The organism is Halomonas sp. 1513 (genome assembly GCA_001971685.1).
Taxonomy (GTDB): domain Bacteria; phylum Pseudomonadota; class Gammaproteobacteria; order Pseudomonadales; family Halomonadaceae; genus Franzmannia.
This window is the reverse complement of sequence record CP019326.1, coordinates 3,618,283-3,644,481: the sequence shown is the minus strand read 5'-3', so window position 1 is coordinate 3,644,481 and position 26,199 is coordinate 3,618,283. Positions and strand designations below refer to the sequence as shown.

The following is a 26,199-nucleotide window of genomic DNA, read 5'->3' as shown; positions in this document are numbered from 1 at the left end:
CGCCGTCACTGCCCCATCGGCGGCCTTGCCGCCGATGGGGCATCGTTCGATTACATCCATTCGTCGTCGCCGGCCCAGCGGGTCGGCGACGCAGGAGTCTGGTAATGGATACGCCTCGCGAGCAGCAGGTTGTCGAGAAATATGCCGAGGATGCCGGCAAACGCAAGCTGACCGGTCTCTGGTTCCTGGTCATGCGCATCACCGCGGTGTCCATGGCACTGTTTCACCTTTATGCGGCGGTCACCGGCGCAGTCAATACCCAGAACGCGATCCACCTGATGTTCGCCCTTCCGCTGATTTTCCTTGCCTATACCTGTCGGGTGCGGGATAGCGAGCGGCTGCCCTGGTACGACGTGATTCCGGTTCTGCTGGGGGTAGCGATCAGCGCCTACTACATCTATCACTTCGATCGGATTCTCTACGACCTCGGCTATCTGATGCCGACCACCACCGATCTATTCTTCGGTATCGCCGCCATCCTGCTACTGCTGGAAGCGTGCCGCCGCGCCATCGGCCTGGCGTTTCCGGTGCTGGTGCTGGTGGCGCTGGCCTACGCCTACTTCGGGCGCTATCTGCCCGGCGTCTGGGGCCACGGCGGCTACGGCTGGGCGGACCTGGTGGCGACCTTCTACATGAGCCCCACCGGTATCTACGGCAGCCTGATGCGCACCTCGTCGACGGTGATCGTGATCTTCATCATGTTCGGCGCGCTGCTGGTCACCACCGGCGGCGGCGATACCTTCATGCGCCTCTCCAACGCCGCCACCGGGCGCATGTCCGGCGGGCCGGCCAAGGCCGCGACCCTGTGCAGCGCGCTGTTCGGCAGCATCAGCGGCAGTACCGCGGCCAACGTCGCCACCACCGGGGTGTTCACCATCCCGCTGATGAAGAAGAACGGCTACAGCCCACGCTTCGCCGCGGCCACCGAGGCCTCGGCGTCCACCGGCGGGCAGATCCTGCCGCCGATCATGGGCGCGGCGGCCTTCGTGATGGCCGACGTGATCTCGACCAGCTATCTGGAGATCATCGGCGCGGCGCTGATCCCGGCGCTGCTGTTCTATCTCGCCATTTGGATGAGCGTGCACTTCGAGGCCAAGCGGCTGGGCCTCAATCCGGTGCCCAAGTCGCAGCGCCCGACGCTGCGCGAGGGGCTGTTCAACATCGAGACGCTGGTGGTGCCGATCGCGGTGCTGGTGACCATGCTGGTGCTGCGCTACACCCCGACCACCGCGGCGGTGGCCGCCTACTTCACCGCGGTGTTCATCTACCTGTTCTCGTGGCGCAGCCCGGGCACCCTGTGGGAGCGCATCAAGTCGCTGCCGGCGGCGCTCGAGGCCGGAGCGATGACCGCGGCGATGATCGCGGTGATCATCGGCAGCGTGGCGATCATTGCGTCGGTGATCAGCCTCACCGGGCTGGGCCTCAAGGTCTCCTCGGTGATCCTGGTGGTCAGCGGTGGCGACGTGCTGATCACTCTGATCCTGGCGATGGTGGTGGCGATCATCCTCGGCATGGGCCTGCCCACGGTGGCGGCCTACATGCTCGCCGCCTCGGTGGTGGCCGCGGCCTTCATCGAAGCCGGGCTGCCGAGCCTCTCGGCCCACCTGTTCATCCTCTACTTCGCGATCCTCTCCGGGGTCACGCCGCCGGTGGCCCTGGCAGCCTATATCGGCGGGGCGATCGCCGGCTCGCACTGGTTCAAGACCGCCCTGACCGCGACCAAGATCTCGCTGGGCGGCTTCCTGATCCCCTACATGTTCATCTACCACCCGCCGCTGCTGGGCAACGGTACGCCGTTGGAGATCGCGCTGGCGGTCGGTTCCGGGGTGTTGGGGATCATCGCGCTTGCCGGCTCGACCATCGGCTACTTCCTGCGACCCTGCAGTTGGCTGGAGCGCGGGCTGCTGCTGATCGCGGCGCTGATGCTGATCACCGGCCAGCTGCTCACCGACGTCATCGGCATCGTGCTGATCGTTGGCTTGTTCATCTGGCAATATCGTCATAATCGGGCGACGCTATCCCGCTCCTCCTCACCCGCAGCAGGCAAGGAACCCGCGCAATGAAGATCGTGATCTCCGACGACTACCAAGACGCAGTACGCACCCTGGACGCCTTCGGCAAGCTCGAGGGTCACGATGTGACGATTCATCACGACACCCTGAGCGATCTCGATGCCCTGGCCGAGCGCTTCCAGGACGCCGAGGCGCTGGTGCTGATTCGTGAGCGGACCCGGATCAGCGAGGCGCTGCTGGCCAGGCTGCCCAAGCTGCGCTACATCAGCCAGACCGGCGGCGGTGCGGCGCATATCGACCAGGACGCCTGCGCCCGCCACGGGGTCAAGGTGGTAACCGGTACCGGCTCGCCGGTGGCCGCCGCCGAGCTGACCTGGGGCCTGGTCATGGCGGCGACCCGGCACATTCCGCAAGAGGTCGAGAACCTCAAGGCGGGGCGCTGGCAGCGCACCCTGGGTACCGGGCTCAAGGGCCGCACCCTGGGCATCTTCGGCTACGGCAAGATCGGCCAGCTGGTGGCCGGCTACGGTCAGGCATTCGGCATGCAGCTGCTGGTGTGGGGGCGTGAGGGCACTCGCCAGCGCGCCGCCGAGGCGGGGCTCGAGGTCGCCGCCAGCCAGGATGACCTGTTCGCCCGCAGCGACGTGCTCAGCCTGCACCTGCGCCTCAACGACGACACCCGCGGTATGGTCAGGGCCGAGGATCTGGCGTTGATGCAACCCGAGGCGGTGTTGATCAACACCAGCCGCGCCGAGCTGATCGAGTCCGGCGCGCTGGAGGCGGCGCTGCGTGCCGGTCGGCCGGGGCGTGCCGGCATCGATGTCTTCGAGCAGGAGCCGCTGTTCGAGCACCCCATGCTGGCCCTGCCGGGGCTGGTGGCCACGCCGCACCTCGGCTACGTCGAGAAGGACAGCTACGAGCTCTACTTCGGCGATGCCTTCGACAACCTGCTGGCCGCCGCCAGCGAGTGAGGAGATGCGCCATGAGCCATCGTAACGACCGTCTCGATCCACAGGGAATCGCCGCGCGCCGCGAGGTGCTGGGGGATGCCTACGTCGACCGCTCGCTGGACGGCGCCGACGACTTCAGCTGGCCGCTGCAGGAGTTGGTGACCCGCAACTGCTGGGGCGATATCTGGACCCGCGAGGGCCTGTCTCGACAGACTCGCAGCCTGGTCAACCTGGGCATGATGGTGGCTCTCAATCGCCCCCATGAGCTCAAGATTCACCTCAAGGGCGCGCTCAACAACGGCTGCACGCCGGCGGAAATCCGCGAGGTGCTGCTGCAGAGCGCCGCCTACTGCGGCTTCCCGGCGGCTATCGACGGCTTCCGCGTGGCCCGTGAGGTACTCGCCGAAGAGGGCATCGCGTTCCGCGACGGCGAGTGAGGCAGCAATAACAACCAGACAGGAGACAGGATCATGCACGCCACCCTATCCCTGCGCCGCCACCTAGGCACGGCGCTGATGTCCGCGGCCCTGGTTGCCGCTACCCCGGCGCTGGCCGGCGAGTCGCTGAGCATCGGCGTGGCGCCCAGCGCCAGCGGTTGGTACTTCGGCTACTCCGAGGTGTCGCGCATCGTCAGCGGCGCCACCGACCACGAGATATCGGTACGCGAGACCGGTGGTTCGCGGGAGAACGCCATTCGCCTGCGCGGCGGTGAGATCGACCTGGCGCTGATCGACGCCATCGGCGCCTACGAGGGCTACCATGGTGAAGGCCAGCAGACCGACCACCACAACCCCGACATGCGGGTGATCACCTGGGTCGCGCCCTCGACCATGCACTGGGCGGTGCGCCAGGACCGCGATATCGAGACCTTCGAGGACCTCGAGGGCGAGCGCTTCAACCCCAGCAGCATTGGCGGCGGCGGCGAGTACATCACCGACATGGTGTTCGAGGTGCTCGGCATCCAGCCCGACTTCCAGCGCATGCGCATGGACGATGCCGCCGAGGCGGTGGTCGACGGGCGCATCGTCGGCTTCAGCTACAACGGCGTGCCGCCGATTCCGGCCTTCACCGAGGTGCACTCGTCGCGGCCGCTGCATATCCTGTCGTTCAGCGACGAGCAGCTCGAGGCAGTGACCGAAGCGCTGCCGTTCCTGTCACCGGCGACCATTCCCGCCGAGACCTACCGCGACATGCCCGAGGCCACCACCCTGGGCACCTTCATCGGCATCGTGGCCAACAGCAGCATGGACGAGGAGACCGCCTACGACCTGACCCGCGCCTACTGGGAGAACGTCGAGGCCATCGCCGAGAGCTTCGCCCCGGTGGAGGGCATGACCGCGCAGATCGCCCTCGACAACACCACCACGCCGCTGCATCCAGGCGCGCTGCGCTACTACCAGGAGGCCGGCCTGGAGATTCCCGAGGCGGCCATGCCGCCCGAGTCGCAGTAGGTCTTGTATCTAATCCCACCGTATTGACAGGCCGCCCTCGGGCGGCCTGCTGCTATCCGGGGTTATCGCATCGGCGAGCCACAGCGCTTAGGCTGGAGGCGAATCTTTCGCCGGTGGTAGTGAATGGGCAAGTTCATGGTGTTGTTGATCATCGCCGTGGCGGTGACCGCGGCGCACCAGCGCGTCTGGGAGGCGGTGCCCCGGCACTGGGCGCCCTGGGAGCCGCGGGCGGTGGATGACCCGCTGACGCCGGTCAGCAAGTGGAAGCTGCGCCAGCTGGCCGACGACCGCCAGGGCTGCCTGGCGGCGCTGGATACGGTGCCGGACGGTGAATTGGCCTATGCCGCGCTGGACGACCATGAGCCGGTGGCGGGGTGCCCGCTTGCGAACGTGGTGCGGGTCCAGGGCAGCGGGGTCGACTTCAACGCCAGCTTCGTCGCCAGCTGCCCGCTGGCACTGGCCTGGGTCATCTACGAGCGCCAGCGCCTGCAGCCCGCCGCCGAGGAGGTGTTCGGCAGCCGCGTGACCAGCGTCGAGCACTATGGCAGCTACAGCTGCCGCAACGTCTACGGCCGCGAAACCGGGCGCCTGAGCGAACACGCCACTGCCGAAGCGTTCGACGTGGCGGGGTTCGGCTTCGCCGACGGGCGGCGCATTACGCTGCTAGGCGACTGGGACAATGACGGCGAGGCAGGGGCGTTTCTGCGCGAGGCGCGGGACGGCGCCTGCGATATCTTCGGCAACGTGCTGGGACCGGACTACAACGCCGCGCATGCCGATCACTTCCACTTCGGCATGCGCGGCTTCCGGCTGTGCCGCTAGGGGATCCTCCGGCTGAGGTCACTGGCTGAGATCGATATCCTCCTCGTCGGTCAGCGCCCCGGCGGCGGCACCCACGCCGGCGCCAATCACGGCACCGCGGGTGGCACTGCCGCCGGTGGCGGCGCCTGCCCCGGCACCCGCCGCGGCCCCGACGCCGGCACCGCTGGCGGCGCGTTCGCCGGTGGTGGCGCCGCAGCCGGCCAACACCAGCGCAGTCAAGGCGATGGCCGCCAGGCTCAGCAGGCCGCGGGTCTTGTGACGCATCTTTGCTCCGTGCACATGCATATCAGCTCTCCTTTTCCATGGTGTGCCTTTTCACCCTAGAAGCAGATGGGCGTGGGGGCAATGTGGGGTCAGGAGTGGGGCTGCTGGAATAGCATGAACTGGCGGAAAAGCTCGCCCTGACTACTGATGTTGAGCCGACTGTAGAGGCGCTTGCGGTGGTTCTTGACCGTCCCTTGGGTGATGCCCAGCTGTCGGGCAATCTCCGGCGAGCTGTAGCCGCGCAGGATTAGCCAAGCCACGTCGCGCTCACGGTCGCTGAGTACATCGCGACCGAAGTCGTGCAATTGGCTGGGAGCCTGGTCGTCGATGCTGGGAAGGTGCAGGCTGCTGGCCAGCCAGAACTGGCCTATCAGCGATTCCAGCAAGGGGAATAGATAGGTCAGCACGGCGAGCACGTCGTCGGGTGCCGGCGTGGCCAAGGGTCGATAGAAACCGAAGGAGAGCGACAGGCAGTCGTGCTCGGTCAGGGGAAAGAAGGCCCCGGCTTCGTCATGCAGTCCCAGCTCGCGGTAATAGGTGGCGAAATAGTCGCTGTCTCGAAACCCGGCTGGCGCCAGTTCATCCAATGACCACACGCCGCGGGCCCGGTGTCGCTCCCAGTGCTGGAATATCGGATCGAGCAAGTACATGCGTTCTACGTACGGTATGAGAACGCGTTGATGGCGCGTGGCATCGAGATTGTGTGCCAGGATGGTGGGACGACCCTGGGCGGAAAAGTGGAAGGCCGCATAGCTGATGCCGGGAAAGTAAGCCGCAAGTACCTCCCCCAGCCCATCGAGAAAATCCGGCGAGCGCACCAGCCCCGCCAGCTTGGCGACAGGCGCCAGGCTGGCGGGAGGTGTGGCAGCGTGACGAGACTCGTGCATGGCATATCAGCCTGTTAGACGCTTAGCGAATATCCTCCACTAGCGCGGCGGCCCGGTCGATCCAAGGCTGCTGGTATTCCTGTAGCGTTTGTTGCCCCCAGCGGGCGATTTCAGCGTTCATCGGATCGCAGGCCTCGGTCTGACTCGCGGCCAGTGTCTGAATCACTGCGTGGCCGCAAAACGGCACATAGCCTTCCGAGTAACCGCCTTCGTGGACCATGACCAATCGCCCGGAGCAGAGCCGTTCAGCGGCGTTCAACAGCTTCTGGGTCATGGTCGCATAGGTGCCGCTGTTGAGCAGCATGCAGCCGAGGGGGTCCATGGCGCTGGCGTCGAAGCCGCAGGCTACCACGATCAGCTCGGGCCGATAGCGAGCGAGGGCGGGTATGACCACCTCGTCGAGGGCCGCCAGATAGGCACCGATCCCGCTCCCGGCAGGTAGCGGCACGTTGAGGGTATAGCCGAATCCGGCACCCTCGCCGCGCTCGCTGAGGTGGCCGCTATCCTGAGGATAGTTGTTGTCATGGTGGAGCGAGATGGCCAATACATCATCACGCTCCCAGAACGCTTGCTGGGTGCCATTGCCGTGATGCACATCCCAGTCGATGACCGCGACGCGCTTCAGCGGATGGCGCGCCATCATCGCCATGATCGCCACCGGGATATTGCCCAGCAGGCAGAAGCCCCGGCCCCGGTCACGCTCGGCGTGGTGGCCAGGTGGTCGGCACAGCGCATAGGCGTTGTCGCAGCGGCCGCTAAGCACCGCTTGCATGGCGATCATCGCCTGCCCAGTGGAGCGACGGGCGATGGTGTAGCTGTCCTTGCGCATTGGCGCACACTCACCAGCATCACCGAAACCGCGTTCGCTCATCTCCGCCAGCCGGTCGAGGTAGGCGGAGGTGTGAAAGCGCAGCAGGTCCTCCTCGCTCGCCGGTTCACCCTTAAGCAGGACCAGCTCATCGATCAGGCCACTCATCTCCAGCAGGTTACGCAGGCGCCGCTTGGTCTCTGGATGCTCTGCCGCGGCGGCAGGTTGCACGAACTCTCCCGGGGCGTCGAAGATCGAACACGGGCCGGCATCGTGCCACATGCAGTGTTCATGAAAGGCAAACCCGGTGCGTGGCATGGTCGACTCCTCAGGCCAGGACGATGAATAGCAGCACACTAAAGGCCGCGGCGATCAAGACATAGGGAAGCTGGGTCAGGGCGTGCTGCAGCGGCGTCACACTGCAGCCACGGGCGCTCAATACCGTGGAGTCGCCGAAGAAGCAGGCGTGCGAACCGAAGGCTCCCGCCGAGATCATGGCGCCTAGGGTCAGTGGCAGCGAGGCGCCGGTGGCGAGCGCCAGCGGAACCACGATGGGAAAGGCAATGGCATAGACGCCCCAGAAGGAGCCGGTGGCAAAGGCGAGGCCGGCGAGTATCACGAAGGTCACTGCTGGCAGCCACTGACCCGCCATGACCGGCATGACCCAGTCGATCAGTGTCTCGGCCAGGCTCAATTGCTCGTTGACGTCCTGCAGGATGAAGGCGGCGAAGACGATACCCAGCGGCACCAGCATGAACTGCAGTCCCTTGATGATCTCGTCGAACAGGCGGTTGAGCGGTGCCATGTCCTGGGCCACGTACAGTCCGAGGGTCACCAGCAGGGCGAACGCCACACCGATCAGTGCATCAATCTCGAACCACCAGGTGGCGAAGATCAGCGTTGCCATCGGCAGCAGGAAATTGATCAACCTAGCGGGACGATGCGTGAACTGCTCGGGATTTTCCTCTTCGTTGTTCTCTGGCAACCGCTCTTCGTCGCCCTGTTCGGCACGCTTCATCTTGCCCAGCGCCGGGATCAGTCCGCCAGCGACCAGCAGCACCACGATCAGCGCCACCCAGGGGTAGAACAGATAGGGGATGAGCGTCAGGTAGTAGCTGAAGCCCTGGCCGGTGTCGGCAACGTCATGGCTCTCCAGCAGTCCCGAGAGGTAGATGGCCCAGGTGGAGAAGGGAATGATCAGGCAGATGGGCGCCGCGGTCGAGTCGACGATATAGGCCAGCATCGAGCGCGATATCTTGAGCTTGTCGGCCAGCCGTTTCATCGCCGCCGAGACGGTCATGGCGTTGAGGTAGTCATCGATGAAGATCAGCACGCCGAGCCCGACACTGCCCAGCAGCGCACTGCGGCGCGTGGTGAAGTAGCGTCCGGCGGCACGACTGAACGCTTCCGTGCCGCGCGCGAACTGCAGCAGGCCAATCAGGCTGCCGAGCAGGCCGCAGACCAGGATGATCCAGCCCATGGTGGGGTCCTGCATCACCCCCAGGCCGCTGGCCGCCATGTCCTGTACGGCGGTGCTGGGCGAGAGCATGATGAAGCCGCTCAGTGCTCCGGCCAGCAGGGCTTCCAGCGTACGCCGAGTGAGCAGCGCCATGCTGATGACCACGGTGGTAGGGAGCAGGCTGTAGAGCCCGTAATAGTCACTATCGATCAGCGCGAAGCCGCTCAGGCTGGCGACCAACACGACAGCGAGAAACAGCAGGCCGCCCTTGGTGGCACTGCCGAAGCGCTGAGAACGGCCCGTCAGGCCCGAAGCGTTGTGCGACATGGTAGATGACCTTTGTTGTTATGCGGTCTGCTATTGGTAGCACCGCTGGGGCGTCGCCCGCATTGTCCCCAAGGGGATAACGCGTGTTCACACGCGCGGCTGCTGCTGGGTGATGCAGTGGATATTGCCGCCGCCGAGCAGGATCTCCCGGGCCGGGATGCCGATCACCCGCTTGTCGGGGAAGAGGCCCTGGAGGATCGCCTTGGCCTCCTCGTCGTGGGCGGGGTCGAGGAAGGGCATCACCACCACCGAGTTGCCGATGTAGAAGTTGACATAGGAGCCGGCCATGCGGTCGCCGGGCTGGCGCGGGTGGGAGCTGTCGAGGCGATCCAGGCCGCTGGCCTCGTCCTCGGCGATAGTCAGCGGCCCCGGCTGGGGCAGCTTGTGGACGCTCAGCGGCCGGCCCTTGGCGTCGCCGGCGCTCTCCAGCACCGCCAGCGCCTCGCGGCAGATGGCGGCCTGGGGGTCGGCGGCGTCGTCGCACCAGCTCAGTGCCACCTGGCCGGGGGCGACGAAGCAGCACAGGTTGTCGACGTGGCCGTTGGTCTCGTCCAGGTGGCAGCCGCGCGGCAGCCAGATCACCTTGTCGATGCCCAGGTACTCCCTGAGCACCGTCTCCATCCCCTCGCGGCCCATCTCGGGGTTGCGGTTGGCGTTGAGCAGGCACTCCTCGGTGGTGATCAGGGTGCCCTCGCCATCCACGTGGATGGCGCCGCCCTCCAGCACCACCGGCGCCTCGAAACGGGGGATGCCGAGCATCTCGGCGATCTTGGTGCGGATGCGCTTGTCCTTGTCCCAGGGGAAGTAGAGCCCCCCCTTGAGGCCGCCCCAGGCGTTGAACACCCAGTCGACCATGGCCAGGCGGCCGTCCGGGTGGGTCAGGAAGGTGGGACCCATGTCGCGCATCCAGGCGTCGTTGCTGGAGAGTTCCACCACGCGGATATGCGTGGGCAGCTGGTGGCGGGCGTTCTCGTACTGATCGTCGTTGACGCCGACGAACACCGTCTCGCTCTCGGCGATGGCGCAGGCCACCGCGACGAAGGCCTGCTGGGCCGGCTTGGCCCCGTAGCGCCAGGTATCCGGCCGCTGCGGCCAGAGCATCCAGCAGGCGTCGTGGGGGGCGAACTCGGCGGGCATGGCGAAGCCCTGGGCCCGGGGCGTCGGTTCGGCGGTCGGGATGTCGATCATTGGCTCGTTCATGATTGGTCTCACAGGTGGCCTACCATCAGGAAGATACCGGCGGCGATAACGGCGGCGATCAGCACGTAGGGCAACTGGGTCAGGGCATGGGCCATGGGCGTACAGCCGCTGCCCTGGGCGGAGAGCACCGTCGAGTCGCCGTAGAAGCAGGCGTGGCTGCCGAAGGCGCTGGCCGAGATCAGCGCGCCGATCACCAGCGGCATATGGCTGTCCATGCTGGCGGCCAGCGGCAGCACGATGGGCATGGCCACGGCGAAGATGCCCCAGAAGGAGCCGGTGGCGAAGGCCAGGAAGGCCATGGTGACGAACACCACCGCCGGCAGCATTCCCGGGCTCATCAGCGGCTGGACGGTGGCGATCACGTAGTCGGTGAGCCCCAGCACGTCGTTGACTTCCTTGAGGGTGAAGCCGGCCACCAGGGTGCCCAGCGGCATGATCATCGCCTTGAAGCCATCCAGGGCGGTATCGAAGGTGTCGTGGAAGCTCAGCAGCCGCTGGGCGGCGATCAGCACCAGGGTCACGGCCAGCGCCACGATCACGCCGCGCAGGATGTCGATCTCGAAGTACCAGGTGAAGAAGATCAGGGTGGCGATGGGCAGCAGGAAGTTGAGCAGGTGCGGGCGTTTCTTGCCGGTGTCTTCCACCTCCAGAGCGCTGTCGTCGACGCCGTCCGGCATCAGCTGGCCGGTGGCGGCGCGGGCCTCGGCGGCCTTCATGGGGCCGAGGTTGGGAATCCAGCCCATGGCCACCAGGGGCACCACGGCGGCGGCCACCCAGGCATAGAACATATACGGAATGGACTCGATATACAGGCCCATGCCGTTGCCGGCCACGTCGTTCTCCTCCAGCAGGCCGGCGAAGAACACCGCCCAGGTGGAGAAGGGCACCAGGATGCAGATCGGCGCCGCGGTGGAGTCGACGATATAGGCGAGCTTCTCCCGCGAGACCTGGAATCGGTCGGTGATCTTCTTCATCGAGGCGCTGATGGTCAGCGCATTGAGGTAGTCGTCGACGAAGATCACCAGCCCCAGCACCCAGGTGGCCAGCAGGCTCTGGCGACGGCTATGGATGCGCTTGGTGACGGCGTCGCCGAAGCTGAGCACGCCGCCGGTCTTGACCAGCAGGGCGATCAGGCTGCCGAACAGGCCGCAGACCAGGATGATCCAGGTCACGGTGTCGTTGCCCAGCACGCTGAGCAGGATATCCGAGCCCTGGGTGACCACCGTGGTGGGGTCGATCATCAGCAGGCCCACCAGGGCCCCGGCCAGCAGCGACTCGATGGTGCGACGGGTGATAACGGCCATGCCCAGCACCACGGCGGTGGGGAGCAGGCTCCAGGCGCCAAAACTTTCCATGCAACACTCTCTATTTATCGTTGTGGTAGCTATTCGATTCTTAATCGAGAAGGTGCCGATTTATGTCGCGAGCGAAGACAGGCTGGCCGCCGCCGGAGCACAGCAACCGGAGTTGACAGTTTGCTCAATGAGGATTGCGAGCACCGCCGGCGGTCAGGATGTCGAGCGCAGCAATAAATCGGCCCTTCTCAGAGGAAGCCGTCGGCCTTGAGGGACGCCGTGACGGCGGTGAAGGCCTCGTCAAGGATCGCCACCGCCCGGTCGACGGTGTCGCGGTCCCAGATCAGCGGCGGCGAGATGATGTTGAGGTGGCCCACCGGGCGAATGATCAGGCCGCGGCTCTGGGCCTCGGCGGCGACCCGGTCGCCGACCCGCGCCTCCACCGGCAGCAGCTCCTTGGTGGCCTTGTCGGCGACGTTCTCGATGGCCAGCATGAAGTGGCTGCCGCGCACGTCGCCCACCGTCGCGTGATCCGAAAGCGTCTTGAGCTGCTGCGTCAGGTAGGGCCCTACCTCGCGGACGTTGGCGCAGATGGCCTCGCGCTCGATGATCTCGATGTTCTTGAGCGCCGCCGCACAGCTCACCGGATGGCCGGAGTAGGTGAAGCCGGTGCTCAGTACGCCGCCCTTGCCCTGGGGGGTGCCCAGCACCTCGAAGAGCTCGTCGGAGATCAGGGTGGCGCCCAGCGGCGCATAGCCCGAGGAGAGGCCCTTGGCGCAGTTGATGATATCCGGCTGGGTATCGAAGACCGCCTCCGAGGCGAAGAAGTGGCCCAGGCGGCCGAAGCCGGTGACCACCTCATCGGCGATGAACAGGATGTCGTGGGCGCGGCACACCGCCTGGATGCGCGCGTGATAGCCCTGGGGGGCCATCAGCACGCCACCGGCGCCCATGATCGGCTCGGCGATAAAGGCGGCGATGTTATCGGCGCCGATCTCGGCGATGCGCTCCTCCAGCTCGGCCACCAGGTGGTCGCAGTAGGCCGCCTCGCTCATGCCCGCGGGGCGCCGGTAGAGGTTGGCCTCGCTGAGGTGGGTGACCAGGTGATCCAGAGTATCGAAGTCCCAGTTGTTGCTTTCGATGCCGGTCAGGCTCGCCGCCAGGTAGGTGGTGCCGTGGTAGGCGTTGTGGCGCGACAGGATGCGCTTCTTGCTGGGCTTGCCCAGGCGATTGAAGTAGTAGTGCACCAGGCGAACGGTGGCGTCGTTGGCCGTCGAGCCGCCGCAGCTGAAGAACACGTGGTTGAGGTGGGCCGGGGCCAGCTCGGCGAGCTTGGCGGCCAGCTCCGCCGCCGGGGCGTTGGAGAGGTTGTTGAAGGTGGAGAAGTAGGCCATGCGGGTGGCCTGGTCGGCCATGGCCTGGCCGATCTCGGCGCGACCGTGACCGACGTTGACGCACCAAAGTCCGGCGATGCCGTCGATAAAGCGATTGCCATGGACGTCTTCCACGTAGATGCCGTCGCTGTCGGTGATCAGATCGCAGCCCTCGTCGTGGAAGCGGCTGTAGTCGGTGAAGGGGTGGATGAAGTGATCCTTGTCCTTCTGCCACAGCGCCTGGGCGTCGAGGTCCTGGCGGGTGCCGGCGTTGGGGGGCCTCGCTGCGGAACGCTTGATGGTCGATGTCGGGGGCATGGTCGTGGCCTCGTCTGTTGTTATCGGTAGCGCCAGACTAGCCAGGGGCGACTTGGCGGGAACATATCCCGATTGGGGTATGGTGGCAGGCAGGGCCGCTTTCTAAGCTGGCAACACCCTATAACCACAACGCAACGAGGCAGCCATGACGCACTCCATCGATGGGCAACGACTGTGGGATTCGCTGATGGCGATGGCCGAGATCGGCCCCAGCCCCAACGGCGGCAGCCACCGGCTGGCGCTTACCGACGAGGACGCCGCCGGCCGGCACCTGCTGATCGAATGGGGCCAGGCGCTGGGTCTTGCGCTGCGCGTCGACCGCGTCGGCAACATGTTCCTGCGCCGCGCCGGCAAGCGTGACGATCTCGATCCGATCGGCGTTGGCAGCCACCTGGATACCCAGCCCAAGGGCGGGCGCTTCGACGGCGTGCTGGGGGTACTGGCCGGCCTCGAGGCGCTGCGTACCCTCGACGATCACGGCGTGGTCACCCAGCGACCGCTGGAGCTGGTGGTGTGGACCAACGAGGAGGGCAGCCGCTTCGCCCCGGCCATGGTCGCCTCCGGCACCTATGCCGGCGTGTTCAGCGTCGACTCGACCCTGGCGCGACGCGACCGCGACGGCGTGAGCCTCGGCGAGGCGCTCACTGCGACCGGCTTCAACGGCGAGATGGCGGTGGGCGAGCCGCGCCTGGCAGGCTTCCTCGAGCTGCATATCGAGCAGGGGCCGGTGCTGGAGGAGAACCACGAGGCGATCGGCGTGGTGACCGGCGTGCAGGGCATGCGCTGGTTCGACGTCACCCTGCGCGGCCAGTCCTCGCATGCCGGCCCCACGCCGATGCGCTACCGTCGCGACGCCCTGGCCGCCGCGGCGCGCTTTATCGATCGCCTCCAGGCCCACGCCCTGGCGGATCCCAGCGGCGACACCAAGGTCACCTGCGGCACCCTGGAGATCGACGCGGCCTCGCGTAACGTGGTGCCCGGCGAGGTGCGGCTCAGCGTCGACCTGCGACACATCGACGAGGGCGAGCTGGATGCCCTGGAAGCGCGCTTCGAGAAAGAACTGGCCGCCGCCGGCGAGGCCTTCGGCGTGGAGGCGAAGAGCGAGCGCATCTGGGCCTCGCCGGTGGTGAGCTTCGATGCCGGCTGCGTCGACGCCGTGGAGGGCGCCGCCAAGGCGCGCGGCATTGCCTACCGGCGCATGCTGAGCGGCGCCGGCCACGACGCCGTCTATGTGTCGCGGGTCGCGCCCACCGCGATGGTCTTCATCCCCTGCCACGACGGCATCAGCCACAACGAGGCGGAGTACTCGAGCCCCGAGCAGTGCGCCCTGGGCGCCCAGGTGCTGTGCGATGCGCTAGTGGAACTGGCGAACCGCTAGACGACTCTGCTAAACGCTGCGCTGGCGCGAGACCAGCGCCACGTGATCGAGGAACAGCCGGAACAGCTGCGTCTGGCTGGAGACCGCCAGGCGCTGGTAGATGTGCTTGCGGTGCACCTTGACGGTGCCGTCGCTGATCTCCAGCGCGCGGGCCGCCGACTTGGTCGAGTGGCCGGCCAGCAGTAGCCGTACGATCTCCTGTTCGCGGGCGGTGAGCGCCTCGCGGCCGAAGCTGGCGAAGGCCGCCTCCACCGGCTCGCGCTCGTCGAGACGCTGCTGAAACTGCCCGCCCTGCCACTTCCAGTACTCCTCGAGCAGCGCCTCGACCAGCGGCGCCAGGTGACGCAGCGCCTGCAGCGCGCGGCGCGTCAGCGGCGGTGAGTTGCCGCCGAAGCCCAGCGATACCGCGATCACCACCTGCTCGTCGACCCGCGCGAACAGCCCCACTTCGTCGTGCAGCCCCAGGTCGCGGTAGTAGCGGTGGTAGTAGTCGCTCGACTCGAAGCGGTCCGGCGCCAGCTCGCGCAGGCGCTGGGCGCCGTGGTCGAGGCCGTCGCTGACCGCGGTGAAGAAGGGGTCGAGCAGGTAGGCCTCGCTCAGGTAGCGTTCGATGCCCTGTTCGCGCTGGGCCTCGGGGTAGTCGTCGTGGATCAGCAGCGGCCGGCGGCGGCCGCGATAGGCGTTGATCAGGATGGTGTCGTAGGCCACCAGCTCGCGCAGGCAGTGATCCAGCTGGCGTGGGAAGTCGGCCGCGGCGGCGCCGCGCAGCAGGCGCGCCAGCTGCTGGTGCCAGGCAAGGCATTCGGGGCGAGCGAGCAGGTCGGTAAAGGGCATGTCGGGTCCGCGCGAGCACACATTGGTGAGCCTGAAGCTTACCACGGCAGTGCTCGCCTCTTATCCTGGCGACACGCTTACTCTACACTCGAGACTGCTTGCCCGAGGGATAAGGACCACGAGTCGATGCTGGGATTTCTGCAGGGGTTTTCCTATGGACTGTTCATGACCTGCCTGCCGTGGCTGCTGGTGGGGCTGGCCAATCCGCGTCTGGCGGTGCCGCTGGCCTCGCCCAACCGCTGGCAGGTCATCGCCCGCTACTGCCTGCTGTTCCCGTTCGTGAGCGTGCTGCTGTGGCTGACCTCGCTATGGGGCGGCTTTTCGCCGAGCCTGCTGGGCTGGCTGGCGGGGCTGGGGGCGATCGCCGTATCGCTGCCGCTGGAGCGGCGGCTGCGCGGCTGGTGGGCACGGCGCGGCGAGCGGCGCCGCCAGGCCCAACTGGCGCGTGAGGCGGAGCGCCAGCGGGCCGAGCAGGAGCGCAGCGCCTACGAGGCCGGCGTGGCGGTGCTCGATCCGGCTCGGCCGCCGGCGGACGCCGATGACCTGGTGCGCTCGCTGTGTGCCGCCAAACAGCGGCTGCTCGACGTGCATCGCCCCGACCTGGCGATCCAGGCCGACCGCCTGTATAGCCGCTACCGCCACGTGATGGGCGTGCTCGGCGGGCGCTTCGAGCGCGGCGAGCTGGCCTTCGAGCGCTCCCGCGAGCTGGTCAGCGAGGTGTGCCTGGGGGCGGTGGACAACCTGACCTCGATGGCCTCCCAGGCCAGCGGCGTGGTGGGGGTGGATGAGGCCTTCGTGCGTCGCCGGCTGGCCAAGCAGGCCCAGCTCAGCGTCGAGGAGCGGGTGGCGCTCAAGCGGCGCCTGGAGCTGCTCGAGAGCACCGAGCGGCGCCTCAAGCAGCTGGCGGCGCGCAACGAATCGGCGCTGACCGTACTCGACGATACCGCGGTGGCCATGGCGCGTATCGAAACCCAGCGCCCCCAGGCCTCGCGCGGCACCGACCTGGCGCTAGAGGAGCTGCGCCGCTTCGTCGAACGTGCCGAGCGTTACGGGCGTAGCGGTGACTGAGGTAAGCTAGGCTGATAGCCGAGACGCAAGGAATGACCGCCATGAGCGAGCAAGACCCGCAGCGTTCACCGCTTTCGCTACCGCCGCTGGCCGAGATCGAGCGGGAGCTCGACGAAGCGGACGCCCTCGAGACCGACTCCGGTGTCGAGCAGGCCTCCGCCGACCCCGAGCTCGAATCCATGGCCGCGGCCTTCGTCGACGACGTGCTGGCCGACGACGCCGATGCCGACCTGGCGCGCAAGCGCCGCGCGGTGGACGAGATGGGACGCGAGCTGCAGCAGCAGGCCGCCCACCAGAGCGCCATGCTGCAGACCCCGCTGCGCAAGCTGGCCCACCAGGGCGATGATGGCGGCCCGGTGGCCCAGGCGCTGGTCGACCTGCGCGGGCGTATGCAGAGCCTCGACCCCTCACAGCACCGGCTGGCGGCGAGTCCGCTGGACCGCGTGCTGGCGCTGGTGCCGGGGGCCGGCAGCCGCCTGCAGCGCTACTTCCGCAAGTTCGAGAACGCCCAGCAGGCGCTGGACGCGATCATCGCCGACCTCGAGAGCGGTCGCGACATGCTGAACCGCGACAACATCACGCTGGGCGACGACCAGGAGGCGCTGCGCGCCTCGTTGAGCCAGCTCAATCGCCAGGTCGAACTGGGGCGGCTGATCGATACGCGGTTGCAGCGGGCCATCGCCCGCCGCGACGAGAGCGACGAGCAGCGGCGCTTCGTCGAGGAGGAGCTGCTGTTTCCGCTGCGCCAGCGCATCGTCGACCTGCAGCAGCAGCAGGCGGTGAGCCAGCAGGGTGTGCTGGCGCTGGAAGTTATCATCCGCAACAACCGCGAGCTGATGCGCGGCGTCGACCGGGCCATCAACGTCACCGTCTCGGCGCTGACGGTGGCGGTCACGGTGGCGCTGGCGATGGCCAACCAGCGGCTGGTGCTGGACCGCGTCGAGGCGCTCAATACCACCACCTCGCAGATGATCGGCGGTACCGCCAAGGCGCTGCGTCAGCAGGGCGTCGACATCCAGACCCGTGCGTCGTCGGCGATGCTCGACATGCAGACGCTGGAAGAGTCGTTCGGTGAGGTGATGGGCGCCATCGACGACCTGTCGCGCTACCGGCGCGAGGCGCTGCCCGCCCTCGACGCCCAGATCGACCGCCTGGCGCAACTGGCCGAGCAGGGCGGGGCGGCGGTATCGCGCTATCAGCGCGGTAACCGTGCCCAGCCCGGCGACGACGCCAGCCCGGACGGCCGCTGAGCGTCAGCCCTGGCGGAAGCGCGCGCTGGCGTCGTGGAAGGCCTTGCGCGCCAGGCCAGCGCCGTCTTCCAGGCCGCGGGCCAGGGAGCTGAATGCCGCCTCGCTGGCCCAGCGCAGGGCATCCAGGCGCACTTCCAGCTCGACCCGGCGGCGCTTGAGCCGCTCGAGGTCGTCGGCGTAGCGGCTGCGCGCCTCGTCGCCGGCCTGGCGCGCCTTGCCGGCCAGGGCATCGATCTCGGCATCGAGTCGCTTCAGCGCCGCCTTCAGGCGGGCGAAGAGATCATCTTCCGGTTGCATGATGGCGCTCCTCCGGGTGGCTGCCGTTACCCTTGAGTCTAGCCTGTCATGCGGCCTGCCGGCCATCGCCGCGGCACAGGGCGTTTCACCCAGACCGATACAGGAGGCATGACCATGCTTGCCATTGAAGGGCTCGATCATCTGGTGCTGCGGGTCGTCGACCTCGACGCCATGCGCCGCTTCTACTGCGAGGTGCTGGGCTGCGAGGTGGCCCGCGACAAGCCGGCGATCGGGCTGCTGCAGCTGCGCGCCGGCGATGCGCTGATCGACCTGGTGCCGGTGGACGGGCCGCTGGGCCGCGAGGGTGGGGCTGCCCCAGGCCGCGAGGGTCGTAACCTGGCGCACTTCTGCCTGCGCCTGTCGCGCTTCGATGCCGCCGAACTGAGCGCTTATCTGGCCGCTAACGGCGTCGAGCCGGGCGAGGTCAAGACCCGCTTCGGCGCCCGCGGCGATGGCCCGTCACTGTATATCGACGATCCCGAAGGCAATACCGTCGAGCTCAAGGGGCCGCCCGACACGGCCTAGGCTCATGCCTGCGGTTCAGCGGTGACGATGCGGTCGCGGCCGGCGTGCTTGGCGCGATATAGCCGTCGGTCGGCGATCTCCAGCAGCTGGTCGCGGGTCAGGCTGCCGTCGGCCGGCACGGCGCTGGCGATGCCGATGCTGGCGGTGACGCACTCGGCCTCGGCGTGGGGCAGGGCGAGGGCATGGATCGCCTGGCGAATGCGCTCGGCGACCTGTCGTGCGGCGTCGAGATCGGTATTGGCCAGTACGCAGACGAACTCTTCGCCGCCGTAGCGCGCCACCAGGTCCCCGGGGCGTGTGACGACCCCGGCAAGGGCCTTGGCCAGGGCACGCAGGGTGTCGTCGCCCATGGCGTGGCCGAAGTGGTCGTTGTAGGCCTTGAAGTGATCGATATCGAGGAAGATCACCGCCAGCGGCGTACCCTCGAGGCGGCTCCTTTCCCATCTGGCCGCGTAGACGTCATCGAAGCAGCGCCGGTTGGCGATGCCGGTGAGCCCGTCGAGGGTCGAGATCTGGTGCAGCTGGTCACGCTGTTCGAGCCCGCGTTGAAAGGCGTTCAACAGCTCGTCGAGACTCTCCACCAGCTCGCCCAGTTCGTCGTTGTGATGATGGCCAAGCGCCGGTTTCGGCCACTCGCCGGGGCGCCGTGGGTCGGTGGCGGCAATCGCCGTATGCACCTTGAGCAGCGGCCGGGTGATAAAGGCATGGAACACCGCGACCACCAGCGCAGCGATGGCGAACGCCTTGAGCACGCTGAGCAGGAACACCACCCGGCTGCGTTCGACGAAGGCGCTGCCCACGCTGTCCAGCGCCAGGCGCAACTCGATATCTCCCACGCTGCTGGTCGGGCCGCCCTGGCCGAGGTCGTAGTCGAGGCTGGTCCGATAGTGCAGGATATCGCCGAACAGTCGCTCGATCAGCCAGCCGGCTCGGCTGTCGCGGCTCAGCTCGCGACTGGCCATGACCCGCTCGAAGTCATCGCGGATCACCACCTGCTGGACGTTGCCGGCGGCGAACAGCCCGTCGATGACCTGTGCGGCCAGATCGGGATTGAGTTGGAAGGCGGCCTCGGACGCGGTGCCGTTGACCAGCTGCAGGCTGTATTCGGTCTGTTCGCGGACCTCGTGGCGTAGGGTGCGCACGTCGGAGGCAAGCTCCAGGGCGCCGGCGACGATGCTCAGCAGGAAGGCGATCAGTAGCGTCAGGCCGGCCTGCTTGGCGGTGAGGCTGCGGCGCATCACGGAGTGATACCCACGGCATCCAGCACCTCGGCCATGATGCTGGCGTCGACCCCGTCGCGGCGCTGTTCGTCAAGCGCTTGCTGCAGCTCGGCGAGAAAGGTCTCGGAGACCGATGGATGGCAGGCCAGGTAGAGGTCGACGTCGTGGAAGGCGAACAGCTTGCGCAGCTCGACCCCGGCCTCGGCGGCGAGTACCTGAGCCGGCAGCTCGCCGGTGACCCACACGTCGATCAGGCCGGCAGCGAGGCGCTGCACGTTGTCACGCTCCTGGCTGGCCATGGTGATGGGAATGCCGTGGGCCTCGACGTGCTGGCCGACCGCATCTTCTCGAAAACTGCCCACCGTCAGGCCCGTCAGGTCATCGAGACTGTCGGCTATCAGTGGGCTGTCGATGGCCACGAAGGCCGCCCAGCGGTTACTGACCAGCGGCCCGACCCAGCGGAACTGGTCCTCGCGCTCGGCGGTGCGGCTGGTCGAGTAGGCGCAGTGCTGTTCGCGCAGGCGCGCCTCGGTGATGGTGCGGGCCCAGGGCATCAGCCGAAAGCTGGCGCTATGCCCGCTGTCATCGAGGGCGCGCTGCAGCATGCGGGTGGCCAGGCCGTCGACCTGACGCTGGTCATTGAGATAGTTGAACGGCGGATACTCTTCGGTGGTGAAGACGACGCCGCTGCCGGCGAGCCGCGCCAGGCGGCCCACCACCTCGAGAGTGTCGAGTGCCTTATCCATGGTCGCGACCAAGGTCGGGTCGGTGTCGCGATGGATGGCGAAGTAGAGGTCGGACTCGCTCAGCGTATAGACAGGCTCGAACTGGCGAGTGTCGATGCCGTGCTGTTCCATCAGCCAGAAGGCGACGTTCTGGCTGTAGGCCCACAGGTCGACGCGGCCGTGCTCGAGCATCTTCAGCGCGCTGAGGTTGGAGATCGCCGGGCGCAGCAGGTCGTCGCTGACGCCGCTCTCGGTGAGCCGCTGGGCGCCAATATCCTCGCGAATCACCGCGATGCGGTAGTCGTGGCTGGCCAGGTCGTCGAGGCTGTCGAGGCGGATCCCGCTGTCGCGCCGGGCCAGCAGGGTGACGCTGTCGCGGGCGATGGGGCCGACCCAGTGGAAGAGTGGCTCGCGCTGCTCGGTGCGCGTGGTGGAAAACAGCACCGTGCCGGGCTCGCTGAGGGCGAGATCGTAGCCGCGTGCCCAGGGGTAGTAGCGCACGGCGTTGCGGTCGAGCGGGGTGACGGTGACCTCGAAGATTGCCTCGAGCACCTCGATGGCGACGCCTTCCAGGCGCCCATCGTGGCGATAGTTGTAGGGCGGATACTCTTCGGTAATGAAGGTCAGCCGCTCCAGGGCCAGGGCCGAGGGAAGCGGCAGTATCAGACATAACGCCAGTACCAGCCTTGCTATCATGGGCGCAGTGTTCCGTGACCGAGACGCATGGCGGAGGATGCGCGCGCTCGTCTGTTATCGTCGGGCCGACAAGCAAAGCCGACCACTTATTTAGATTATCGGCAGCTCGACTAAAAGCTAGAGGAAAATGGCCAGCATGTCATTCAACGCGGCCGCGTCGGGTACGCTACCCCGTGGTGGTGAACGTGGCGCTGCTGGTAGTCTTGTCGAGCCACGCTCTCAAAGGAATGTTCCATGAGCCATACCGGCGTCGTGCCCCGCACGCGGGCCTCGCGCAAGGAGATACTGGGCTGGGCGATGTTCGACTTCGCCAACCAGGCCTACACCCTGCTGATCATCACCGTGGTGTTCGGCGAGCTGTTCACCACGGTGATCGTCGGCGACCGCGGTGACGACTATCGCCTGGCCAACCTGCTGTGGAGCCTGGCGCTGGCGCTGAGCTATCTGATGGTGGTGATCAGCGGGCCGCTGTGCGGCGCGGCGATGGACTACTCGGCGAGCAAGAAGCGCTTCCTGTTCGCCAGCTATCTGGCCACCATCGCCACCACCGCGATGCTCTACTTCGTGGCACCCGGCTATGTGCTGCTGGGCTTCTTGCTGATCACCCTATCCAACTACGCCTACTCGATGGGCGAGTCATTCATCGCCGCCTTCCTGCCCGACCTCGGCCCGCCGCGGGATCTGGGCAAGATCTCCGGCTTCGGCTGGGCGCTGGGCTACGTCGGCGGCCTGTTCGCCGCCGGTTTCACGCTGGTGGTGCTGGGCGAGGCCACTGCCGAGAACTTCGAGCGTATCCGCTGGGTGGGGCCTTTCGCCGCGGGTTTCTTCCTGGTCACGGCGATTCCCACCTTCCTGTGGCTCAAGGAGCGCGGCTCGCCCCAGGCGCTGCCCGCCGGCATGACCTACTACCGCATTGCCCGCGAACGCGTTGCCGAGACGCTGCATGACCTGCGCCGCTTTCGCGACCTGGGCGTGTTCCTGGTGTCGCTGCTGTTCTCGATGGCCGGGGTCTATATCATCATCGCCTTCGCCTTCATCTACGGCGCCCAGGTGATCGGCTGGGACGAGTCGATCCGCAATATCATGTTCATCATCGTGCAGATCACCGCTGCCGCCGGGGCGCTGGGCTTCGGCATGATCCAGGATCGGATCGGCGCCAAGGTGACCTACATCGGCACCCTGCTGCTGTGGGTGGCGGCGATCTTTGCCATCTGGGCGACCCCGGAGTTGACCGCCTGGCTCAACGCCCAGTGGGGGCTCGACTGGGAGGCGCAGCATCTGTTCCTGGTGGTCGGCTGCCTGGCGGGGCTCAGCCTGGGGTCGAGCCAGTCGGCCAGCCGCGCCCTGGTGGGGCTGTTCTCGCCGCTGGAGAAGTCGGCGGAGTTCTTCGGCTTCTGGGGGCTGGCCAACAAGCTGGCCGGAGTCTTCGGCATCATCTGCCTGGGGCTGCTGCAGTCGGTGGTCGGCCTGCAGGCCTCGATCCTGCTCTGCGCGGGGCTGTTCATCGTCGCCATCCTGATCTGCCTGATGGTCAACCAGGCTCGCGGGCAGCGGGTCGCCGAGCAGTGGCAGGCGTCAGCCGGGTGAGCGAGCCGCTGACGCTGCTGGCCATCGGCCTGACCTTCCTGCTCGGCGGCGCGGTCAAGGGCGTGATCGGCATGGGCATGCCGACCATCGCCCTGGCGCTGCTTACCGCCAGCGTCGGCCTGCCGGCGGCGGTGGCGCTAATGCTGGTGCCGACCTTCGTCACCAACGTCTGGCAGGCCCTGGTCGGCGGCCAGCTACGGCTGATCATCACCCGGCTGTGGCCGTTCCTGGTCGCGGCACTGGTGGCCATCTGGCCCGGCGTCACGCTGCTGGCACGGCTCGACCCGGGCTGGCTGGCGACGCTGCTGGGGGGCTTGATCGTTACCTATGCGCTGCTCAACCTGTGGCGTCGCCAGGGGTGGCGCGTGCAGCGTGAACGTCGCGCTGGCCTCGTCTGCGGCGTGTTTAACGGCCTGCTGACCGGCATGACCGGCTCCTCGGTGTTCCCCGGCGTGCCCTATCTGCAGGCGCTGGGGCTGCCGCGGGATGTCTTGATCCAGGCCATGGGCGTGCTGTTCACCTTCTCGACCCTGGTGCTGGCGGCGTCGATGGGCGGCCAGCGCCTGCTCGACGCCGAGCTGCTGGGGCTCTCTGCCCTGGCCGTGCTGCCGGCACTGCTGGGCATGCGGCTCGGCCGCCGACTGCGGCCGCGGCTCTCCGAGCAGGCCTTTCGGCGCTGCTTCTTTTTCGGGCTGCTGCTGCTGGGCGGCTATCTGATCCTCGGCTAAAGAAGCCGTAGGTCTGGCCGATATGCGTTATAAGCGACCTGACGTCTGACAGTCGCGATCAGGCCAGCCGCGAAGGATTGCCCGTCTCCACAAAGACGGAAAAGCGGGTCCCTAGTATTCCGTTTGCTGTGGAGATACCAATTTGACGCCTTCCTCCCCCCCTCATTCATTACTTGGTGACGCCTCGTCAAGAGCATCCGGCTCATCGGTGCCGTGGCAGGATCAATCATTCTTCGAGCTCATTGATACTGGGGCAGAAAGACGCTTCGACCGTTTGACGGGCTTGGTAGCCGATATTCTCGGCACTTCGATTTGCCTGGTCACGCTGTTCGATACCCAGCGTGCCTGGATCAAGTCCGCCGTCGGTACTCAGCTTGGCTGTGATCGCCCCCACGAGGCCTGGATCTGTCAGCCCACGTTGGAGAACGGCTTCCATGAAGTGAGTAGACAGGGAAATGAGCCTTTCTTCGACAAGGTGTCGCAAATGCTCTGTCAAGATGGGTTAGCATTTTATGCAGGCTTAGCAATAAGAGATTCGCAAGGAAAAACGGTGGGAACCTTGTGTATACTTGATCAACAGTAGCGAAGGTTGAATGACGTAGAAAGGCATCGGTTTGCACGCTTGGGAGAACTGGTTGAAAATGAAATCCTGCTTACTGATAGATTGAAACTCACCCAAGCCGATCTTGTTGAGCAAGCACTAATTGACCCTGCAACGTCGCTGCCTCGTCAGCTCATCGGTCACGATTGTCTTCTATCGGTAATCGAATCTGCAAATCAGCGTCACGCCAAGGTCGCGCTGGCGGTTGTGCATTTTATCCAATATGACGAAATGGCGAGTGCTTATGGAGAGCAGGCGCGCGATGAGGCAATGCAACTTTTTAGCAAGAGGCTGAAAGCGATCAGCGGACAGCATGGCATGGTGTCCCGCCCCCTACCTGATCGAATGCTGATAGCAAGTGGTGATATTGCTTCGGTATCCTCAGCTCATCAATGGGCTGAACGCATCTACAATGAGGCGATTCGCCCTTACGATATTGCCAATGGCAAGCGTAGTGCTCAAGTGGCGGTGGGTGCTTGTCTATATCCCGATCAATCCGACGGGGCCGAGGAGCTGTCCCGCCGTGCGAATATTGCTAAGCCCAGTCAGGGTGGGTTCAGTTTTTATGACGAGGGCGATGAATCACGGGTGCTGCGTCGTGATCAGATGACTCGGGCATTTATCGAGTCACTGGCCCAGAGCCGATTGAACTTGGTTTTTCAACCTATTGTGAGCTATAGCACAGGCCGGGTCATCGCCTGTGAGGCCTTGACGCGCTGGGAAGACACCGAGCTTGGGACGGTGAGTCCCGGAGAGTTCATTCCAATCGTCGAAGATAACCCCATGCTGTGTCAAGAATTCACACGCTGGGTGTTGCTACGTGCTTGCCAGGCGGCCCGCGTATGGAACGATATGCTGGATGAACCTGTGAAAGTCAATGTCAATATCTCCGCCACTGAGCTTTATCGCGCGGGCCTCATGGAAGATATTGATGCTGCCTTGATGTCGGCAGGGCTCGCACCTGAATTGCTCGTTATCGAGGTAACCGAGCAAGCTCTTATCCAGAATATTGATCGAGCGGTCAAGATGCTTGAAATGCTGAGGTCGCGGGGAGTCATGACCGCATTGGACGATTTCGGCACTGGCTACTCTTCGCTTAGCTATCTTCGTCAACTTCCACTAGACACCCTCAAGATTGACCGTAGCTTTATCGTCGACCTAGCATCCGACTGCACCGCTCGGGAAGTGACGCGTGGTATCGTCAATATTGGTGATGCTTTGAAAATCAATGTCGTGGCAGAAGGTGTCGAAACAGAGGCTCAACAGGCGGTACTCAGTGATATTGGCATTGAACACATGCAAGGGTATCTCTGGCATCGTCCAATAGCTTGCGAAGCGTTGGGTGAGATACTTACACGAGCCAATGCCACCCTTGGGGGAATCAGGCCGGACGCTTGAGCGCGAAGCGGTCGCTGGCGCGCAGGTAGTCGCTGCCCGCCAGGCGGCCGATCGGCTTGAGGGCGTCGAGATCGACGTGGCGGCCGTTCCACACCGCCGGGTCGGCGTGGATCGCCACCACCTCGGCGATCACCAGGTTGCCGGCCAGGGGGCCTTCGCCGAAATGCATGACGTCGCGTACCCGACAGCCGAAGGCGACCGGCGCGCTGGCGATGCGCGGTACCTGCAGGGACGGCATGGCGGTCTTGGTCAGCCCGGCATGCTCGAATTCGTCCTGCTCCGGTGCCAGGCTGGCGCTGGTGGCGTTGAGGGCCTCGGCGAGCGCCTCGCCGCCGATATGGATCACGCACTCGGGCACTGCCTCGAGGTTGTTGAGGGTGTCCTTGGCCTCGCCCTGACCGTCGAGCAGCGGCGAGAACACCAGCACCGGCGGCGCGACGCTGGCCACGTTGAAGAACGAGAAGGGCGCCAGGTTAGCGGTGCCAGCGGCGTCCACGCTGGAGACCCAGGCGATCGGGCGCGGTGCGATGCTGCCGGTAAACAGGCGATAGAGCGTGGCGGCATCCCAGGCATCGGCGGGCAGGGCGGTATCGGTCACGGTGGAGGTCTCCAGGCTAGGTCGAAAGAGGCTATCCCACCATCGAATCGGCGTGCGGTAAAGGCCATCATGCGACGCGCCTACCCGGGGTTATTGGTAGTCTGCAGGGAACCGATCGCCGTTCGCGG

General features: G+C 66.1%; 24 protein-coding genes. 12 read left to right on the top strand and 12 right to left on the bottom strand.

The features are described 5' to 3' along the window. The first annotated feature begins 104 nt into the window (after positions 1-104). The 5 genes from BWR19_16585 to BWR19_16565 all read left to right on the top strand — a co-directional run bounded on the left by BWR19_16585 (position 105) and on the right by BWR19_16565 (position 5,235). On the top strand, positions 105-2,063 hold the full coding sequence (locus BWR19_16585) for a TRAP transporter (GenBank protein APX94423.1): 1,959 nt from the start codon (positions 105-107) through the stop codon (positions 2,061-2,063). After that, on the top strand, positions 2,060-2,983 hold the full coding sequence (locus tag BWR19_16580; protein ID APX94422.1) for a 3-phosphoglycerate dehydrogenase: 924 nt from the start codon (positions 2,060-2,062) through the stop codon (positions 2,981-2,983). The genes BWR19_16585 and BWR19_16580 overlap by 4 nt, the downstream gene beginning before the upstream one ends. Before the next feature lie 11 nt (positions 2,984-2,994). Further along, a complete protein-coding gene (locus BWR19_16575) occupies positions 2,995-3,399 on the top strand; it encodes a 4-carboxymuconolactone decarboxylase (protein APX94421.1) in 405 nt (134 codons plus the stop codon). Between the two features lie 33 nt (positions 3,400-3,432). Then, positions 3,433-4,413, top strand: coding sequence for a C4-dicarboxylate ABC transporter substrate-binding protein (locus BWR19_16570; protein APX94420.1), 981 nt, complete (start codon positions 3,433-3,435; stop codon positions 4,411-4,413). 123 nt (positions 4,414-4,536) lie between these two features. Beyond that, positions 4,537-5,235 (top strand): extensin, encoded by a 699-nt coding sequence (locus BWR19_16565; GenBank protein APX94419.1) that lies wholly within the window; start codon positions 4,537-4,539, stop codon positions 5,233-5,235. Positions 5,236-5,253: 18 nt separating this feature from the next. Here the strand turns inward: BWR19_16565 and BWR19_16560 are convergent, their stop codons facing one another. The 7 genes from BWR19_16560 to BWR19_16530 form a co-directional block, all read right to left on the bottom strand. Beyond that, a complete protein-coding gene (locus BWR19_16560) occupies positions 5,254-5,520 on the bottom strand; it encodes a hypothetical protein (GenBank protein APX94418.1) in 267 nt (88 codons plus the stop codon). A 68-nt stretch (positions 5,521-5,588) separates the two neighbouring features. Further along, on the bottom strand, positions 5,589-6,386 hold the full coding sequence (locus BWR19_16555; GenBank protein APX94417.1) for a hypothetical protein: 798 nt from the start codon (positions 6,384-6,386) through the stop codon (positions 5,589-5,591). Between the two features lie 22 nt (positions 6,387-6,408). Next, entirely contained in the window at positions 6,409-7,512 is a 1,104-nt protein-coding gene (locus BWR19_16550) for a class II histone deacetylase (GenBank protein ID APX94416.1), read from the bottom strand. Positions 7,513-7,522: 10 nt separating this feature from the next. Continuing rightward, the gene (locus BWR19_16545) at positions 7,523-8,914 is read right to left on the bottom strand and encodes a sodium:proton antiporter (GenBank protein APX95078.1); all 1,392 of its coding nucleotides are present in this window, start codon (positions 8,912-8,914) and stop codon (positions 7,523-7,525) included. 153 nt (positions 8,915-9,067) lie between these two features. Beyond that, positions 9,068-10,159: an agmatine deiminase gene (locus tag BWR19_16540; GenBank protein ID APX95077.1), complete on the bottom strand. Its 1,092-nt coding sequence runs from the start codon at positions 10,157-10,159 to the stop codon at positions 9,068-9,070. Between the two features lie 29 nt (positions 10,160-10,188). Then, the gene (locus BWR19_16535; GenBank protein ID APX94415.1) at positions 10,189-11,535 is read right to left on the bottom strand and encodes a sodium:proton antiporter; all 1,347 of its coding nucleotides are present in this window, start codon (positions 11,533-11,535) and stop codon (positions 10,189-10,191) included. 188 nt (positions 11,536-11,723) lie between these two features. After that, positions 11,724-13,148, bottom strand: coding sequence for an aspartate aminotransferase family protein (locus BWR19_16530; GenBank protein ID APX95076.1), 1,425 nt, complete (start codon positions 13,146-13,148; stop codon positions 11,724-11,726). Positions 13,149-13,311: 163 nt separating this feature from the next. Between BWR19_16530 and BWR19_16525 the strand changes: the two genes are divergently transcribed. Continuing rightward, positions 13,312-14,544 carry a Zn-dependent hydrolase gene (locus BWR19_16525; GenBank protein ID APX94414.1) on the top strand — a complete coding sequence of 411 codons (1,233 nt, stop codon included), beginning with the start codon at positions 13,312-13,314 and terminating at the stop codon, positions 14,542-14,544. A gap of 9 nt (positions 14,545-14,553) precedes the next feature. On the opposite strand, the gene BWR19_16520 is transcribed toward BWR19_16525, so the two are convergent. Continuing rightward, positions 14,554-15,378: a helix-turn-helix transcriptional regulator gene (locus BWR19_16520; GenBank protein APX95075.1), complete on the bottom strand. Its 825-nt coding sequence runs from the start codon at positions 15,376-15,378 to the stop codon at positions 14,554-14,556. A gap of 126 nt (positions 15,379-15,504) precedes the next feature. Here BWR19_16520 and BWR19_16515 point away from each other — a divergent pair, with 126 nt between their 5' ends. Both BWR19_16515 and BWR19_16510 read left to right on the top strand, forming a co-directional pair. Next, entirely contained in the window at positions 15,505-16,446 is a 942-nt protein-coding gene (locus BWR19_16515; protein APX94413.1) for a cobyrinic acid a,c-diamide synthase, read from the top strand. Positions 16,447-16,487: 41 nt separating this feature from the next. Next, complete coding sequence (locus tag BWR19_16510) at positions 16,488-17,696, top strand: toxic anion resistance protein (protein ID APX94412.1); 1,209 nt, start codon at positions 16,488-16,490, stop codon at positions 17,694-17,696. Positions 17,697-17,699: 3 nt separating this feature from the next. Here the strand turns inward: BWR19_16510 and BWR19_16505 are convergent, their stop codons facing one another. Beyond that, the gene (locus BWR19_16505) at positions 17,700-17,993 is read right to left on the bottom strand and encodes a hypothetical protein (protein APX94411.1); all 294 of its coding nucleotides are present in this window, start codon (positions 17,991-17,993) and stop codon (positions 17,700-17,702) included. A gap of 114 nt (positions 17,994-18,107) precedes the next feature. On the opposite strand from BWR19_16505, the gene BWR19_16500 reads away from it, so the two are divergent. Then, positions 18,108-18,518: a VOC family virulence protein gene (locus tag BWR19_16500; GenBank protein ID APX94410.1), complete on the top strand. Its 411-nt coding sequence runs from the start codon at positions 18,108-18,110 to the stop codon at positions 18,516-18,518. Positions 18,519-18,520: 2 nt separating this feature from the next. Here BWR19_16500 and BWR19_16495 read toward each other — a convergent pair whose 3' ends face one another. Continuing rightward, positions 18,521-19,756 carry a GGDEF domain-containing protein gene (locus BWR19_16495; GenBank protein ID APX94409.1) on the bottom strand — a complete coding sequence of 412 codons (1,236 nt, stop codon included), beginning with the start codon at positions 19,754-19,756 and terminating at the stop codon, positions 18,521-18,523. Beyond that, positions 19,756-21,159 (bottom strand): hypothetical protein, encoded by a 1,404-nt coding sequence (locus BWR19_16490; protein ID APX94408.1) that lies wholly within the window; start codon positions 21,157-21,159, stop codon positions 19,756-19,758. Before BWR19_16490 ends, BWR19_16495 begins: the two co-directional genes overlap by 1 nt. A gap of 234 nt (positions 21,160-21,393) precedes the next feature. On the opposite strand from BWR19_16490, the gene BWR19_16485 reads away from it, so the two are divergent. The 3 genes from BWR19_16485 (at position 21,394) to BWR19_16475 (ending at position 25,473) form a co-directional block, all read left to right on the top strand. Then, positions 21,394-22,746 (top strand): MFS transporter, encoded by a 1,353-nt coding sequence (locus BWR19_16485; GenBank protein ID APX94407.1) that lies wholly within the window; start codon positions 21,394-21,396, stop codon positions 22,744-22,746. After that, a complete protein-coding gene (locus BWR19_16480; protein APX94406.1) occupies positions 22,743-23,474 on the top strand; it encodes a hypothetical protein in 732 nt (243 codons plus the stop codon). The genes BWR19_16485 and BWR19_16480 overlap by 4 nt, the downstream gene beginning before the upstream one ends. 664 nt (positions 23,475-24,138) lie before the next feature. After that, positions 24,139-25,473, top strand: a complete 1,335-nt coding sequence (locus BWR19_16475; protein ID APX94405.1) for a hypothetical protein — start codon at positions 24,139-24,141, stop codon at positions 25,471-25,473. Here the strand turns inward: BWR19_16475 and BWR19_16470 are convergent. Beyond that, positions 25,457-26,071: an FMN-binding protein gene (locus tag BWR19_16470; GenBank protein ID APX94404.1), complete on the bottom strand. Its 615-nt coding sequence runs from the start codon at positions 26,069-26,071 to the stop codon at positions 25,457-25,459. The genes BWR19_16475 and BWR19_16470 overlap by 17 nt on opposite strands. Positions 26,072-26,199 lie beyond the last annotated feature (128 nt).

What these genes read in the sequence shown, in the direction of transcription:
- BWR19_16585 (APX94423.1), top strand. Translation starts at nt 105, where the DNA reads ATGGATACGCCTCGCGAGCAGCAGGTTGTCGAGAAATATGCCGAGGAT.
- BWR19_16580 (APX94422.1), top strand. Translation starts at nt 2,060, where the DNA reads ATGAAGATCGTGATCTCCGACGACTACCAAGACGCAGTACGCACCCTG.
- BWR19_16575 (APX94421.1), top strand. Translation starts at nt 2,995, where the DNA reads ATGAGCCATCGTAACGACCGTCTCGATCCACAGGGAATCGCCGCGCGC.
- BWR19_16570 (APX94420.1), top strand. Translation starts at nt 3,433, where the DNA reads ATGCACGCCACCCTATCCCTGCGCCGCCACCTAGGCACGGCGCTGATG.
- BWR19_16565 (APX94419.1), top strand. Translation starts at nt 4,537, where the DNA reads ATGGGCAAGTTCATGGTGTTGTTGATCATCGCCGTGGCGGTGACCGCG.
- BWR19_16560 (APX94418.1), bottom strand. Translation starts at nt 5,520, where the DNA reads ATGCATGTGCACGGAGCAAAGATGCGTCACAAGACCCGCGGCCTGCTG.
- BWR19_16555 (APX94417.1), bottom strand. Translation starts at nt 6,386, where the DNA reads ATGCACGAGTCTCGTCACGCTGCCACACCTCCCGCCAGCCTGGCGCCT.
- BWR19_16550 (APX94416.1), bottom strand. Translation starts at nt 7,512, where the DNA reads ATGCCACGCACCGGGTTTGCCTTTCATGAACACTGCATGTGGCACGAT.
- BWR19_16535 (APX94415.1), bottom strand. Translation starts at nt 11,535, where the DNA reads ATGGAAAGTTTTGGCGCCTGGAGCCTGCTCCCCACCGCCGTGGTGCTG.
- BWR19_16525 (APX94414.1), top strand. Translation starts at nt 13,312, where the DNA reads ATGACGCACTCCATCGATGGGCAACGACTGTGGGATTCGCTGATGGCG.
- BWR19_16520 (APX95075.1), bottom strand. Translation starts at nt 15,378, where the DNA reads ATGCCCTTTACCGACCTGCTCGCTCGCCCCGAATGCCTTGCCTGGCAC.
- BWR19_16515 (APX94413.1), top strand. Translation starts at nt 15,505, where the DNA reads ATGCTGGGATTTCTGCAGGGGTTTTCCTATGGACTGTTCATGACCTGC.
- BWR19_16510 (APX94412.1), top strand. Translation starts at nt 16,488, where the DNA reads ATGAGCGAGCAAGACCCGCAGCGTTCACCGCTTTCGCTACCGCCGCTG.
- BWR19_16505 (APX94411.1), bottom strand. Translation starts at nt 17,993, where the DNA reads ATGCAACCGGAAGATGATCTCTTCGCCCGCCTGAAGGCGGCGCTGAAG.
- BWR19_16500 (APX94410.1), top strand. Translation starts at nt 18,108, where the DNA reads ATGCTTGCCATTGAAGGGCTCGATCATCTGGTGCTGCGGGTCGTCGAC.
- BWR19_16495 (APX94409.1), bottom strand. Translation starts at nt 19,756, where the DNA reads ATGCGCCGCAGCCTCACCGCCAAGCAGGCCGGCCTGACGCTACTGATC.
- BWR19_16490 (APX94408.1), bottom strand. Translation starts at nt 21,159, where the DNA reads ATGATAGCAAGGCTGGTACTGGCGTTATGTCTGATACTGCCGCTTCCC.
- BWR19_16485 (APX94407.1), top strand. Translation starts at nt 21,394, where the DNA reads ATGAGCCATACCGGCGTCGTGCCCCGCACGCGGGCCTCGCGCAAGGAG.